This is a genomic window from Streptomyces sp. NPDC047081 (assembly GCF_040643775.1).
In the GTDB taxonomy this organism is placed as follows: Bacteria; Actinomycetota; Actinomycetes; order Streptomycetales; family Streptomycetaceae; genus Streptomyces.
Genome location: NZ_JBEYUY010000015.1, coordinates 210461 through 223472, shown reverse-complemented (window position 1 = coordinate 223472; position 13012 = coordinate 210461). Strand labels below are relative to the sequence as shown.

12 protein-coding genes are annotated in these 13012 nt (G+C 72.4%); 2 read left to right on the top strand and 10 right to left on the bottom strand.

Annotated elements, in window-relative coordinates; all coding sequences use genetic code 11:
• Positions 1-228 precede the first annotated feature (228 nt).
• The 4 genes from ABZ848_RS27765 to ABZ848_RS27750 form a co-directional block, all read right to left on the bottom strand.
• A complete protein-coding gene (locus ABZ848_RS27765) occupies positions 229-3057 on the bottom strand; it encodes a DEAD/DEAH box helicase (RefSeq protein WP_360836198.1) in 2829 nt (942 codons plus the stop codon).
• Positions 3058-3158: 101 nt separating this feature from the next.
• Positions 3159-3740 (bottom strand): sugar kinase, encoded by a 582-nt coding sequence (locus ABZ848_RS27760; protein ID WP_360836196.1) that lies wholly within the window; start codon positions 3738-3740, stop codon positions 3159-3161.
• The gene (locus ABZ848_RS27755; RefSeq protein ID WP_242763710.1) at positions 3737-4885 is read right to left on the bottom strand and encodes an ROK family glucokinase; all 1149 of its coding nucleotides are present in this window, start codon (positions 4883-4885) and stop codon (positions 3737-3739) included. Before ABZ848_RS27755 ends, ABZ848_RS27760 begins: the two co-directional genes overlap by 4 nt.
• Before the next feature lie 126 nt (positions 4886-5011).
• Positions 5012-5761: a GntR family transcriptional regulator gene (locus ABZ848_RS27750; protein WP_360836247.1), complete on the bottom strand. Its 750-nt coding sequence runs from the start codon at positions 5759-5761 to the stop codon at positions 5012-5014.
• Between the two features lie 117 nt (positions 5762-5878).
• Here ABZ848_RS27750 and ABZ848_RS27745 point away from each other — a divergent pair, with 117 nt between their 5' ends.
• On the top strand, positions 5879-6901 hold the full coding sequence (locus ABZ848_RS27745) for a Gfo/Idh/MocA family oxidoreductase (protein WP_360836194.1): 1023 nt from the start codon (positions 5879-5881) through the stop codon (positions 6899-6901).
• A gap of 84 nt (positions 6902-6985) precedes the next feature.
• Here ABZ848_RS27745 and ABZ848_RS27740 read toward each other — a convergent pair whose 3' ends face one another.
• From ABZ848_RS27740 to ABZ848_RS27730, 3 genes are all read right to left on the bottom strand, one after another.
• Positions 6986-8185, bottom strand: a complete 1200-nt coding sequence (locus ABZ848_RS27740) for a cytochrome P450 (RefSeq protein ID WP_360836192.1) — start codon at positions 8183-8185, stop codon at positions 6986-6988.
• Between the two features lie 72 nt (positions 8186-8257).
• Entirely contained in the window at positions 8258-8938 is a 681-nt protein-coding gene (locus ABZ848_RS27735) for a response regulator transcription factor (RefSeq protein WP_360836190.1), read from the bottom strand.
• 203 nt (positions 8939-9141) lie between these two features.
• A complete protein-coding gene (locus tag ABZ848_RS27730) occupies positions 9142-10398 on the bottom strand; it encodes a histidine kinase (protein WP_360836188.1) in 1257 nt (418 codons plus the stop codon).
• A gap of 168 nt (positions 10399-10566) precedes the next feature.
• Here ABZ848_RS27730 and ABZ848_RS27725 point away from each other — a divergent pair, with 168 nt between their 5' ends.
• Positions 10567-10767 (top strand): hypothetical protein, encoded by a 201-nt coding sequence (locus tag ABZ848_RS27725; RefSeq protein WP_360836186.1) that lies wholly within the window; start codon positions 10567-10569, stop codon positions 10765-10767.
• Between the two features lie 68 nt (positions 10768-10835).
• Here ABZ848_RS27725 and ABZ848_RS27720 read toward each other — a convergent pair whose 3' ends face one another.
• From ABZ848_RS27720 to ABZ848_RS27710, 3 genes are all read right to left on the bottom strand, one after another.
• Entirely contained in the window at positions 10836-11222 is a 387-nt protein-coding gene (locus tag ABZ848_RS27720) for a ribonuclease domain-containing protein (protein WP_360836185.1), read from the bottom strand.
• Positions 11223-11354: 132 nt separating this feature from the next.
• Complete coding sequence (locus tag ABZ848_RS27715) at positions 11355-11981, bottom strand: dihydrofolate reductase family protein (protein ID WP_360836183.1); 627 nt, start codon at positions 11979-11981, stop codon at positions 11355-11357.
• A 74-nt stretch (positions 11982-12055) separates the two neighbouring features.
• Positions 12056-12874, bottom strand: a complete 819-nt coding sequence (locus ABZ848_RS27710; protein WP_360836181.1) for an AIM24 family protein — start codon at positions 12872-12874, stop codon at positions 12056-12058.
• Positions 12875-13012: the final 138 nt, after the last annotated feature.

The window sequence follows — 13012 nt, the reverse complement described above, 5'->3', positions numbered from 1 at the left end:
CCTGAGCGGAATCCTGCCTTCCCTGGGCGGGCTGCTGCCTTCCCTGAGCAGACCCCTGCCCTCCCGCAGCAGACTCCCCCGAGGCAGGCTCCCGCCCTCCCGAAGCAGCCCCCTCCCCCACCGAAGCCCTCACCCCCGACGCCCCCTCCGCGTCTCCGCCCTGCCCGGCCCCCCGCCGCTCCCGCGCCTCCCGCAACGCTCGCCGTGCCTCGTCCGCCGGGCCGCCCGTCATGTCGGCCTCCTCAGGGACACCAGGTCGGACAGCTCGCGGTCGGTCAGTTCTGTCAGGGCCGACTCGCCGCTGCCCAGGATCGCGTCGGCCAACGCCCGCTTGGATTCCAGCATTTCGGCGATGCGGTCCTCCACCGTGCCCTCGGTGATGAGCCGGTGGACCTGGACGGGCTGGGTCTGCCCGATGCGGTAGGCGCGGTCGGTGGCCTGTTCCTCCACCGCCGGGTTCCACCAGCGGTCGAAGTGGATGACGTGCCCCGCGCGGGTGAGGTTCAGGCCCGTACCGGCGGCCTTGAGGGACAGCACCAGGACCGGCGTCGCGCCGCTCTGGAAGCGGTCCACCATGCGCTCCCGTTCAGGGACCGGTGTGCCGCCGTGGAGGAGGTCCACCGGGACCGCCCGGGAGGCCAGGTGGGCGGTGATCAGGCGGGCCATTCCGACGTACTGCGTGAAGACCAGCGCCGAGCCGTCCTCCGCCAGCAGGGTGTCCAACAGCTCGTCCAGGAGCGCGAGTTTGCCCGAGCGGGCCAGGGCGCGGGCGTCGGCCGCTGGCTCCTCCTTGAGGTACAGCGCGGGGTGGTCGCAGATCTGCTTCAGCGCGCCCAACAGCTTCAGTACCAGCCCCCGGCGCGCGATCCCCTGCGAGGTCTCGATGGCGAGCATCGACTCCCGCACCACCGCCTCGTACAGCGCCGCCTGTTCCCGGGTGAGCGGCACGGGGTGGTCGGTCTCGGTCTTGGGCGGCAGCTCGGGCACGATCCCCGGGTCGGACTTCTTCCGGCGCAACAGGAACGGCCGTACCAGCCGGGCCAGTCGCTGTACCGCCTCCTCGTCCTCGCCGTTCTCGACGGCGCGTGCGTGCCGGGCGCGGAAGGACTTCAGGGGGCCCAGGAGTCCGGGGGTGGTCCAGTCGAGCAGGGCCCAGAGTTCGGAGAGGTTGTTCTCGACCGGGGTGCCGGTGAGGGCCACGCGCGCGGGGGACGGGATCGTGCGCAGGGCCTTCGCCGTCGCGGAGTACGGATTCTTGACGTGCTGTGCCTCGTCCGCGACGACCATGCCCCAGCGCTGCTCGGCCAGTTGCGCGGCCGCCGTGCGCATCGTGCCGTACGTCGTCAGGACGAAGCCCGCGTCGAGGCCGTCGAGCGAGCGGTCCGGGCCGTGGAAGCGGCGGACGGGGACGCCGGGGGCGAAACGGGTGATCTCCCGCTGCCAGTTGCCGAGGAGGGAGGCCGGGCAGACCACCAGCGTCGGCTCGCTGCGGGCGCGCTTGAGGTGGAGGGCGATGACCGTGATCGTCTTGCCGAGGCCCATGTCGTCGGCCAGGCAGCCGCCGAGGCCGAGCGTGGTCATGAGGTCCAGCCAGGCCAGGCCGCGGAGTTGGTAGTCGCGGAGGGTGGCGTGCAGGCCCGGGGGCGGGGCGGCCGGCCGCACTCCCGTGGTGAGGCGGTCGCGCAGGGCGGCCAGGGCGCCGACCGGTACCGCCTCGACCGTCTCGCCGTCGACCTCCGCGCTGCCGGTGAGGGCGACGGAGAGCGCGTCGACCGGGTCGAGCAGGCCCAGTTCGCGTTTGCGGGCCTTGCGGACGAGGGCGGGGTCGACCAGGACCCAGCTGTCCCGCAGCCTGACGACCGGCCGGTGCGCCTCGGCCAGCGCGTCCATCTCGGCCTCGCTGAGCGGATCGCCGCCGAGCGCCAACTGCCAGCGGAACTGGAGCAGTTCCTCGCTCTCGAAGAAACCGGTGCCGTCGGTCGCCGAGCCCGGCGCGGGCCGTACGATCGCCGCCACGGAGAGGTCCTGGGCCAGGTCCCGGGGCCAGTGCACGGCGACCCCGGCCGCCGCGAGCCGGGTCGCGGCCACGCCGAGCAGTTCGCCCAGCTCCTCGTCGGACAGGGCCAGCACGTCGGGCACGTCCTGCTCGGCGAGCCGGTCGAGCGGTGCCCAGATCCGGGCCGCGCGCCGCACGGCGAGGGCCGCGTCCACCCGCGCGCGTGGGCCGAACACCGCGTCCGCCTGGCCGGCCCACAGGGCCGCCGCGTCGGCCACGAGTGTGGGGTCGGCGAGGCTGTGCACCTGGACGATGGCGGCGCCCGCCATGCGCACGCCTTCCTCGCTGTCGAACAGCTCGTACGCCGACAGGTCGAGGCGGAGCGAGATGCGCACGCCCGCGTCCATGCCCGCGGCGACCTCCGCCGCCCAGTCGTGGGCGCCGGGCAACCGCTGCGGACGGCGGTCGGCGAAGGGCTTCCCGGAGGCGTGCGGTGCGGCCGGGGTACGGGGCAGGGTGTCCGCGACCGCGTCCAGGAAGGAGCGCATCAGCGCCTCCGGCTCGGGCAGCCGGAGCGGGCCCGGGCCGGGCAGCGGGACCGCGTGGCCCTCGTACGGCAGGGCGGCGGCGACCGCGCGGATGTGCGCGATGTCGTCCGGGTCGAGCGGGCCGGCCCGCCAGGCGTCGTGGCCGGTGGCGGTCAGGCCGGGCAGCAGGCGTCCGCGCGCGACGAGCCGCAGGGCGTGCAGCGCGGCCGCTCCCCAGCAGGCGGTGGCGGGGTGGGCGGCCGGGTCGCGCCGGGCCCGCACGAGCAGGGGCAGGGCCTCGCCGACCGGCAGGGTGAGGGCGGGGGCGGCCTTGCGCCGTACTCCCGCGCCGTGCGGTCGTACGACGGTGAGCTCGGTGTCCTCGGCGGGCAGTTGTCCGCCCTCGGGGTCCCAGAAGGCGACCCGGCCGTCCCTGGGCAGGGGCGCGGGCAGGAAGACGGCCGCCAGCCGGACCGGGACGGAATCCCCCGCTCCGCGCTCCCGCTCGGCCACCGCGGTCGTGCCTGTGCTCATACGACCTGTCACCTCCCACCCGTGTGTCGGATCAGACGTCTTCGACTCTACGGGCGGGGTCTGACAATCGGCCCCGGCGACGGCCCGCCGGGGCCCGCCTGTCACGGAACGGTGCGGGAGACGACGTAGAAGAACGGGTTGTTCGGGTCGGCCAGGCTCACGACCACGTCCTGCGTCGGCTTCGGGTTCTTCTGCTTGTGGACGAGGCCGTACCAGGGGCCGGGGCCGTCGAACTTCCAGCCGGTGATCTTCTGGTCGCGGGCGCTGATGGTGATGTCGCCCTTCTTCAGGTCGCTGCGCCGGACGCCCAGGTTGGCGAGGAAGACGTCGAGGTTCCGCAGGGGCGTCTGGAACTGGACGTAGAGGCGGCTGGTCTTCCAGTTGTTGGTCTCGTACGAGGCGACCTTGCCCGAGGGGTGCGGCATCGGGACCTGGTAGAGGCGGCGCTGCACCTTCGACGGCCAGCCCTTGGTGAGGCCGGTCGCCGCGTACTTGGCCTCCTTGTCCTTGCCGCTGTCGCGGCTCTGGGCGGCGGAGATGACCAGATAGCCGGCCGGGACGCCGATGAGCAGCCCGATGATGAGCAGGGTGATGGCCCGGCGGCGGATCTTGTGACGGCGGTCCTCGGCCGGCTGCCGGGGTTCGTCCGGGGGCGCCGCCTGGCGCGGCAGCGATGCCGTCATGCGGTGTCCCGGGTGGAGCGGCGGCCCTCGGTGTAGCGCGCGTACCGCTCGTAGCGCTCCACCCGGCGGCGGTTGGCGCGGCGGAAGCGGCGGGCGACCAGGCGGGCCAGGTCGGCGGCGCCCACCATGCCGGCCTCGGGGCCGAGCTGGGCGCGCACGATCCGGGCCTCGGGGCGGTAGCCGCGGCCGGTGAGCTGGCGCTTGAAGGCGTCGCGCGCGGGGGCGATCAGCAGGTCGTCGGCCGCGGAGACGCCGCCGCCGATGACGAAGCAGGACGGGTCGAGGGCAGCGGCGAGGTTGGCGATGCCGACGCCGAGCCACTGGCCGATGTCCTGCAGCAGTTCGATGCACATCGCGTCGCCCTCGCGGGCCAGCTCCGTGATCATCGGACCGCTGATGTCGCCGATCTGCCCCTTGACGTGCTCGATGATCCCGTACGCCACCGGGGAGTCGGCCGCGGCGAGTTCCTTGGCCTCCCTGACCAGCGCGTTCCCGGAGCTGTACTGCTCCCAGCAGCCGCGGTTGCCGCACGGGCAGCGGTGGCCGCCGGGCACGACCTGCATATGGCCGAACTCGCCGGCGACGCCGTACTTGCCGCGCTTGACCTGGCCGTCCTCCAGTATCGCGCCGCCGATGCCGGTGCCGAGCGTGATCATGACCAGGTGGTCCTCGCCGCGTCCGGCGCCGAAGCGCCACTCGGCCCAGGCGGCCGCGTTGGCGTCGTTGTCGACCAGGACGGGCACGGCGAGGCGGCCGGCCAGGCGGTCGCGCAGCGGCTCGTTGCGCCAGGAGAGGTGGGGCGCGAACAGGACGCGGTTGCGGTCGGCGTCGACCCAGCCGGCCGCGCCGATGCCGACCGCGTGCACGTCGTGCCGGTCGGACAGGTCCAGGACCAGCTCGACGATGGTGTCCTCGACGACCTTGGGGCTCTTGGACTTGTCCGGCGTCTCCGTGCGGAGCTTCTCCAGGATGTTGCCGTCGGCGTCGACGACGCCGGCCATCACCTTGGTACCGCCGATGTCGATGCCGACCGTGGGGACACGGGGGGCGGTCAGGTGGGACCGCCGCTCCCGGGTGCCGACGGTTCGCAGTGCGGGCGCGCGGCGGGAGCCTATGGGGGCCGTGAAGTTGCCGTAGGTGCTCATCAAGGCCCGATTCTGCCGCACGCTCACGGTGAGTGCCGAGCCGGGGAGCAAAGGAGGGTATGCCTTGCGGCACACGGCTGCATTTGTCGCGACATTACGACAAAGAGGACTCCGTCGCCTGGATCCTCACGTCCGTACGAGCAACTGGAACTCGAAGGAGTAGCGGGTCGGGCGGTACGTGTGCGTGCCGTACTCGACCGCTCTGCCCGTGTCGTCGAAGGTCACCCGCTGCATGGTGAGGAGAGGGGCACCCTCCGGTTCGGCCAGGCGGTCGGCCTCAGCGGCCGTCGCGCCGCGCGCGCCGATCGTCTGGCGGGCGCTGTGGAGGGTGATGCCCGCCGTGCGCATCATGCGGTACAGGCCGGTGGCCTCCAGTTGGGCCGTGTCCAGGTCCAGGAGGCCCGGGGGGATGAAGTTGCAGAGGTACGCCATCGGCTCGCCGTGGGCCAGGCGCAGCCGCTCGACGCGGTGGACGTCACTGTCCTCGGCGACGCCCAGGGCCGCGGCGACCTCGGCGGTGGCCGGGACGACCGTGTTGACCAGCACCTTCGTGGCGGGGCGCTGCCCGGCCGCCTCCAGGTCGTCGTAGAGGCTGGAGAGCTCCAGCGGGCGCTTGACCTGGCTGTGCACGACCTGAGTGCCGACACCGCGGCGGCGCACCAGGAGGCCCTTGTCGACCAGCGACTGGATGGCCTGGCGGACGGTGGGCCGGGACAGGCCGAGCCGTGCGGCGAGCTCGATCTCGTTGCCCAGCAGGCTGCCGGGCGTGAGCGCTCCGTGCTCGATCGCCGCCTCCAGCTGCTGCGACAGCTGGAAGTACAACGGCACGGGAGAGCTCCGGTCCACGCTGAGCTCGAGCGAGACGGTCGGGTCCACTTCTGGTTTCGGCACGCGCCGAGCGTAGCTCCACGAGTTGTTGACGGGAAGTTGTGTAGTTCGATTGTCCGGACATACGCATTGACAGCGCGCACACCGAACCCCCACTTTGTTTCCATGCGCATCGGGGTCATCGGTACGGGGCGAATCGGCACCATTCACGCGAACACGCTCAGTCGCAGTCGCGAGGTGGGGTCCTTGATCCTCACCGACGCGGATCCGGCGCGGGCCCAGGAGCTCGCGAACCGGCTGGGCGAGACCGCGGCTCCGGGGGTGGACGAGATCTTCAGGTGGGGCGTCGACGCCGTGGTCATCACGACGGCGACGGCGGCCCATGCCGAACTGATCGGTCGGGCAGCGCGCTCGGGGCTGCCGGTGTTCTGCGAGAAGCCCATCGCCCTCGACCTGCCCGGCACACTGCAGGCGATCGCCGAGGTCGAAACTGCCGGGACGATTCTGCAGATGGGGTTCCAGCGCCGTTTCGACACCGGCTACAGCGGCGCCCGGGAGGCGGTGCGCTCGGGGCGGCTGGGCCGGCTGCACACCGTGCGGGCGCTGACCTCCGACCAGGCCCCGCCCCCGCCGGCCTGGCTGCCGCTGTCCGGCGGGCTGTACCGGGACACGCTGATCCACGACTTCGACATGCTGCGCTGGGTGACGGGGCGCGAGGTCGTCGACGTGTTCGCGGCGGGGTCGGACGCCGGGCCGCCGATGTTCCGGGAGGCGGGCGACATCGACACGGGCGCCGCGCTGCTGACCCTGGACGACGGCACGCTCGCGACGGCCACCGCGACGCGGATGAACGGCGCCGGTTACGACGTCCGCATGGAACTCGCCGGCGAGCGCGACCAGATCGTCGTCGGCCTGGACGACCGTACGCCCATCGCGTCCACCGAGCCGACCGGGCCGCCGGCCGCCGACAAGCCCTGGTCGGGCTTCCTGGAGCGGTTCGGGCCCGCGTACGAGGCCGAGCTGGCCGCGTTCGTCGAGGTGGTGCTCGGCCAGCGGGCCAACCCCTGCGACGGCCGCGAGGCACTGCAGGCGCTGCGGATCGCCGAGGCGTGCGAGGTGTCCAGACGGGAGCGCAGACCGGTGGCGCTGATCGAGATTCCGGGTGGGGTGGAGTCGGCGTTCAGGTGAGCGGGCCCAGGGCGGGGCGTGCGGGTGCCCGCAGAGCACCGCCGGGTCCACAAGGCGCCGCCCTGTCACCGCCGCCCCGTCGCGTCACCACCGCACCGGCAGACTCCGCACCCCCCTCATCAGCATCCCCGGCAGCCACTCGCCGGGCGGGCCGTCCGGAGCCAGGCCCGGTGCCCGCTCCAGCAGGGTGCGTATCGCCGTACGCGCTTCCAGGCGGGCCAGTGGAGCGCCCAGGCAGTAGTGGATGCCGTGGCCGAAGGCGAGGTGGCCGCGGGTGTCGCGGTGGAGGTCGAAGCGGTCCGGGGCCGGGTAGCGCAGGGCGTCGCGGTCGGCCGCGGTGAGGCCGATCATCACCGCGTCGCCGCGCACGATCTTCGTGCCGGCTATCTCCAGGGTCTCCGCGGCGAAGCGGAACGTCGCGTTCTCCACCGGTCCCTCGTACCGCAGCGCCTCCTCCGCCGCGGCGTCCACGAGGCTCATGTCCGCGCGCAGGGCGGCGAGTTGGTCCGGGTGGGTCAGCAGGGCGTGGACGGCGCTGGTGATGAGGTTGACCGTGGTCTCGTGGCCCGCGACGAGCAACACGAAGGCCATGCCGCGCAGTTCGCCCGGGGAGAGCCGGTCGCCGTCCTCCGCGGTGGTCCGGATCAGGTCGCTCAGCAGGTCCCCGCTCGGACCGGCGCAGCGCTTGTCCTCGATCAGCTCGGTGAGGTACTCGGCGAGCCGGACGAACGCCTCGTACTCGCTCCCGGAGTCGGTCGGCGCGACGGCCTCCGTGGACATCTGCCGGAACGCCGCGCGGTCGATCTCCGGTACGCCGAGCAGCTCGCAGATCACGGTGATCGGCAGCGGGTAGGCGAAGGACTCGACGAGGTCGGCGCTGCCGCGCGGCAGCATCGCGTCGAGCAGTTCGTCGGTGATCTGCTGGATCCTGGGCCGCAGTTCCTCGACCCGGCGCATCGTGAAGGCGCGGGAGACCAGGGCACGCAGGCGCGTGTGCTGGGGCGGGTCGGTGGTCAGCAGATGGTTGCCGATCAGCTCCTCGTCGAGGAAGTTCACGCCGATCCTGCTGCCGTCCTTGGCCAGCCGCGGGTCGGCCAGGGCGGCGCGTGCCTCCTCGTACCCGACGACGAGCCAGGTCTCGTGATGGACGTCGCGCTGCTCGCCGCCGAATCCGGGCAGCAGCACCCGGTGCACGGGCCCGAGTTCGCGCAAGCGCGCGTACACGGGATGTGGATCGGTCCGGAAGCCGTCGCCGAACTCCGCCAGGTCGATCAGTTCCGCCATGCTCGTCCCGCCCCTCCCCCGTCCCCCGTCCGGTTCTCCTCCCGGTGCACGGACAACGCTCGGGGCGGCCCGCTAGTGCCCGTTCGCCTCCGGTTCCTCCAGCAGTCCCGCGTCGTACGCCAACAGGGCGATCTGCACACGGTTGTTGAGGTCGAGCTTGGCCAGGATGCGGGAGACGTGGGTCTTGACGGTGGCGACGCTCATGAAGAGGCCGGTGGCGATCTCGGCGTTGGCGAGACCGCGGCCGACCGCGACGGCGACCTCGCGTTCGCGGTCGTTGAGGGTGTCGACGCGTTCACGCGCGCGTGCCCGCCGGGTGTCGCCGGCGCTGCCGACGGCGTGCTCCATCAACTGCCGGGTGACGGTGGGCGACAGCACGGGGTCGCCGGTCGCGACCCGGCGTACCGCGTCGACGATCTCGGCGGGCGGGGTGTCCTTGAGGACGAAGCCGGCCGCGCCCGCGCGCAGGGCGCGCAGCACCTGTTCGTCGGCGTGGAAGGTGGTGAGCACCACGACCTGCGGCGGGTCCTTGCGGGCCCGCAGCCGCTCCGTGGCCGTGAGCCCGTCCACCGACGGCATCCGGATGTCCATGAGGACGACGTCCGGGCGCGTGCGGTCGACGAGGGCCTCGACCTCGGCCCCGTCGGCGGCCTCGCCCACGATCTCGATGTCGTCCGCGCCGCCCATCATCAGGGACAGGCCGGCCCGCACCAGGGGATCGTCGTCGACGAGGAGCAGTCTGATCGCAGTCATGGGGTCACGTAATCACGCCTGCGGCAACGGAAGATGCCCCGCCGGCCACTCCAGGACGTCCCGGCGGGCACGCGCGCGTACTCGCCGCCCCCACGACGCGTGAGCACATGCCAAGGCCGCCACTGCGGGCACACGCGTACGCGCCGCCCGAGGGCGCACGAGCTGCTGAGCCCAAGGCCGGCCCGCCGACCACGCGCGCGTGCTCACCCCCACGGCAGCCACGCCCGGACCCCGAAACCGCCGTCAGCCTCCGCACCGTGCTCCAGCCGGCCCCCGGCCAGCGTCGCCCGCTCGGTCAGCCCGATCAGGCCCTGCCCGGAGCCGGGGACGGGCGTCACGTCCCCCTCGGGAGCCGGGTTGCGCACGGTCATGACAAGGCCGTCGCCGGAGCCGCCCTCGACGGTCACGGTGACCTCCGCGCCGGGGGCGTGCTTGCGGGCGTTGGTGAGGGCCTCCTGGGCGACGCGGTAGGCGGTGCGGCCGACGGAGGCGGGGACCGCGGCGGGGTCGCTCACGCGGTTGACGAGGGTGACCTTCATACCGGCCTCGCGGGACTCGGTGACCAGCGCGTCCAGGGCGGCGAGCGTCGGCTGGGGCCGGCCCGCGTCGTCCGGCTCGCCCGCCCGCAGTACGCCGATGATCTCCCGGAGGTCCTGGAGCGCCTCGTGCGCGCTCTCCCGGATGACCCCGGCCGCCCGCGCGACCTCCTCCCGGGGCGCGTCGGGCCGGAACTCCAGGGCGCCCGCGTGCACGCTGAGCAGGGTCAGCCGGTGGGCGAGGACGTCGTGCATCTCCCGGGCGATGGCCTCGCGGGCCAGCCGCTGCGCCTGCTCGGCGCGCAGCCGCGCCTCCGTCTCGGCGCGCCGGGCCCGGTCCCGCAGGCTCACCATCAGCTGCCGCTTGGAGCGGACGAACATGCCGCAGACGACGACCGTGACGGCGAACAGCTCGGTGAAGGCGACCGCCCCGGCGTACGGCAGGTCCGGGTCCGGGCGCATCCAGTAGAACAGCGGGATCAGGGCGAGCTGGACGCCGCCGATCCAGGCGACGTACCGGAACGGCCGGTGCACCGCGAGGGTGAAGACGGCGATCATGGCGGCGCCGCCGGCCGTGTTCGACAGGAATCCCACGGGGATCATGGCGGCGGCCAGCCCCAGCGGCCAGCGGCGGCGCAGCCAGACCGCGGCACAGGCCAGCGCGCCGAGCAGCTGGTCGAGGACGGCGAGGGGGTGCGGGGTGTGCGGGTCGTTGTTGAGGGTGTCGGCGGCGGCCAGGCCGATCACCACGGCCAGCACGAAGCAGGTGAAGTCGACGATCCAGTCCCGCGCGGTGCGCCGGGGCCGCCCGGAGCGGCCGGCGTCGGGGTCGATCTCGTGCAGCACGGCGGACGGAAACAGCCACCTGCGCCCCACGGCGCCCGGCCCGGCCGGCGTCGCCTCGTCATCGTTCACGGTCGACAAATCTACGCAGTGCGGAAGCCCGGCACCTCACCTCGTGCGGGATCCCCGACCAAAGTCGCGGCACCGCAGACTTTCGGCGGCGGGTCCCGTGGGAGGCGCAACTTCCGTCGGACACGCCTCGCCCCGCGGACGATGTGCGTGGGGGGTCCGCGGGGCGAGGGTCGTGCCATGAAGCGGTTGCTGGAGCTACTCGGTTTCCTTGCCCTGGTACAGGGTGTGCTGGGCCTGCTGCACGAGTTCACCCACTGGCATGTGGGCCTCGTCCAGCGGCTCGGCTTCCTCGACGGCTACGGGGTCTACGCGAGCGTCGCCCTGCTGGTGCTGGCGGTCGCGCTGTTCGCCGCCGCGGAGAGCCGGAAGTCCGGCTGAACGCGGACCGGACTCCCGGCTGGTCGCGCCGTTCCTCGCTGACCGCGCCACTGAGCGGGGGAAGTCGCTCAGCAGCCGAAGTCGATCAGATCGAACGTGGCGTAGTGATCCGCGGTGTAGTAGTCCTCCTGGTACTCCTCACCGGTCACGATGCGACGAGCTCCGCGCGTAGACGAACCAGGCGTCTTGACCGTGTACTCGTGGTAGTAGCCGGACGGCTGGGAGGGCAGGACGCCTTCCGCGTTGCGGAAGACGGTGCCGTCCTGCGAGTACGGGAAGGGGCCGCCCGAGTCGATCAGGTCGAGCGTGTCGTACGCCTGGGAGGGCAGGTCGCTGTAGCAGATGCTGCCGACCGCGGCCGACGCCGGAGTGGCTGCGACGGTGCCGCCCACGAGCAGGGCGGACAGAAGAGCGGCTGCGGCGCCGATGCGGGTGATTCGTGGGGGGAATCTCATGCCCAACATGATGACGCGCGTAGACAGTGGCATGTCAATGACAACTCCGGAGAATTTCCCGGCAAGTCCGATGAGTTTTCCGGGAGTTAACGTGGGGCCGCGCGACCGCACACGGCCCTCACGAGAGACCGGTCAGGGGTTCTCCGGGAGCTCGTACGAGCCGTACTCGGGCCGCCCGGCCAGGTCGTACGTCTGGATGGAGACGCCGCCCGCGGTGACCCTGCCGCCGGTGTGGTGGAACCTCGTCGGTACGGCGCCCTCCACGAAGAAGCGGCGGCCCGAACCCAGCACCACCGGGAAGGTCGCCAGGTGGAGGGTGTCGACGAGGCCGAGCGCCAGCAGTGACTGGACCAGGGCACCGCTGCCGTGCACCTGGAGCTCGCCGTCGGTGCGCTCCTTGAGGGCGGTGACCTCCTTGGCCAGGTCGCCGCTGATCACGGCGGTCGCGGCCCACTCCGGGTCGGTGAGGGTGGACGAGGCGACGTACTTCGGCAGCGTGTTCAACTGGGCGGCGATCCGGTTGGCGGGGTCGGTGACCTTCGGCCAGTAGGAGGCGAAGATGTCGTACGTACGGCGGCCGAGGAGGAACGCGGCGGGGTGTTCGAAGACCTCGGCGATGAACCGGCCGAAGTCCTCGTCCCCGTAGACGAAACTCCAGCCGCCGTGTTCGAAGCCGCCCCTGGTGTCCTCCTCGGGGCCGCCGGGGGCCTGGTAGACGCCGTCGAGGGTGACGAAGATCGTGGAGACGAGCTTGCCCATGATGGGTGCCTGCTTCCTGGTGCGGGGTCTGTTGTCATCACCTCAGACCCCGCGGGCGCCCGCAACTCATCGGTTCACCCGGCGTGCGTCGAGAACAGTCCTCCGGTCGGGCCCTGCTTGTCGCCGCCCTGGGCCTTCTTCAGGGCGTTGGCCAGGCTCTCGATGGTGAGGGACTGCAGGATCACCCGGCCGTTGCCCTCCAGGGTGGCCAGGGAGAGGCCCTCGCCGCCGAACACGGCGTTCATCATGCCCTGGCGGTTGAGGCCGCCGATGCGCTGGACGCCGTACTGGATGCCTTCCTCGAAGGCGACGACGCAGCCGGTGTCGACCTCGATGCGGCCGCCGAAGTCGGCGGGGTTCAGATCGATGAAGTTGCCTGCGCCCGCGATGATCACCGTGCCGTGGCCGGTGAACTTCTCCAGGACGAAGCCCTCGCCGCCGCTCGTGCCGGTGCGGCCGCCCTGGAAGGCGATGCCGAAGTCGACGGTGGACTCGGCGGCCACGAACGCGTCCTTCTCGGCGAACCACGCGCGCGTGCCGTCGAGTTCCAGGGCGCGCATCTCGCCGGGGAGCACGCCCGCGAAGCCGACGGTGCCCTCGCCGCCCTGGGAGGTGAAGTACTGGAACGCCAGCGACTCGCCCGCGAGCATGCGCTGGCCGACCTGCATGGCGGTGCCCATGGCCTGGCGGAGCATGCCGCCGACGCCTGCGGCGCCTGAGCCGCTCTGAGGCTGACCGGAGCCATTGGAGGGGCCGGAGAGGCGGGTCTCCATGGTCACGTTCGTCGTCTTGAAGAGGAACTTGCCCGCCTCGCAGTACACGGTCTGCCCGGGGCGCAGGTTGACGACCGCCATCTGCATGGCGTTGCCGACGATCTCTTGCTGAAGTGTCACGTGGGGAGAACGCCGGAGGTGGAGCAAAGAGTTCCGCCGGCTTCCGGCCGGGTGAGGTGGGCGTCCTCGGCGCCTCGACGGCCATGACAGCACCACGTGGGGCGCACCGGTGCCGTCGGGTCGGTGCGCCCCACGCCC

What these genes read in the sequence shown, in the direction of transcription:
- ABZ848_RS27765 (WP_360836198.1), bottom strand. Translation starts at nt 3,057, where the DNA reads ATGAGCACAGGCACGACCGCGGTGGCCGAGCGGGAGCGCGGAGCGGGG.
- ABZ848_RS27760 (WP_360836196.1), bottom strand. Translation starts at nt 3,740, where the DNA reads ATGACGGCATCGCTGCCGCGCCAGGCGGCGCCCCCGGACGAACCCCGG.
- ABZ848_RS27755 (WP_242763710.1), bottom strand. Translation starts at nt 4,885, where the DNA reads ATGAGCACCTACGGCAACTTCACGGCCCCCATAGGCTCCCGCCGCGCG.
- ABZ848_RS27745 (WP_360836194.1), top strand. Translation starts at nt 5,879, where the DNA reads ATGCGCATCGGGGTCATCGGTACGGGGCGAATCGGCACCATTCACGCG.
- ABZ848_RS27740 (WP_360836192.1), bottom strand. Translation starts at nt 8,185, where the DNA reads ATGGCGGAACTGATCGACCTGGCGGAGTTCGGCGACGGCTTCCGGACC.
- ABZ848_RS27735 (WP_360836190.1), bottom strand. Translation starts at nt 8,938, where the DNA reads ATGACTGCGATCAGACTGCTCCTCGTCGACGACGATCCCCTGGTGCGG.
- ABZ848_RS27725 (WP_360836186.1), top strand. Translation starts at nt 10,567, where the DNA reads ATGAAGCGGTTGCTGGAGCTACTCGGTTTCCTTGCCCTGGTACAGGGT.
- ABZ848_RS27720 (WP_360836185.1), bottom strand. Translation starts at nt 11,222, where the DNA reads ATGAGATTCCCCCCACGAATCACCCGCATCGGCGCCGCAGCCGCTCTT.
- ABZ848_RS27715 (WP_360836183.1), bottom strand. Translation starts at nt 11,981, where the DNA reads ATGGGCAAGCTCGTCTCCACGATCTTCGTCACCCTCGACGGCGTCTAC.